The organism is Methanohalophilus sp. WG1-DM (assembly GCF_004104135.1).
Classification (GTDB): domain Archaea; phylum Halobacteriota; class Methanosarcinia; order Methanosarcinales; family Methanosarcinaceae; genus Methanohalophilus; species Methanohalophilus euhalobius.
In genome coordinates this window covers 1-350 of the sequence record NZ_RRBA01000056.1, presented here as the reverse complement: position 1 = coordinate 350, position 350 = coordinate 1, and the positions used below count along the sequence as shown (strand labels likewise).

1 pseudogene is annotated in these 350 nt (G+C 38.3%); it reads left to right on the top strand.

The features are described 5' to 3' along the window. Positions 1–253, top strand: a pseudogene (locus CI957_RS10445) (hypothetical protein); the annotation flags it as partial. Between the last annotated feature and the right edge of the window lie 97 nt (positions 254–350).

Below are 350 nucleotides of genomic sequence, written 5' to 3'. Positions count from 1 at the left end.
AGAAGATTTGAGAAACATGGCCTCTGAGTTAGGTGTAGATTTTATCAGTATAACCAATAAATCCTGCTTTGAAGATTCAGATTATACTGGAAACAAACCCCAGGATGTAATGGAAAATTTACAATCAGTAATAATCCTGGGGGTTTCTGTACCACGAGGAGCATTTGAAACGTTACCTAAGGGCAGAGGTGAATATACAAATACACTTGGCAGCTACAACTACATTGAGGGTCATTGCATTCAAGTTAGCTAAACTTATTGAAAAAGAAGGTTATATGGCAACGATTGCTCCAAGTGAAGGAAGTGAGTACGGTTACTGGTATGCCAATCGTGAAACACTTAAAGCAGAT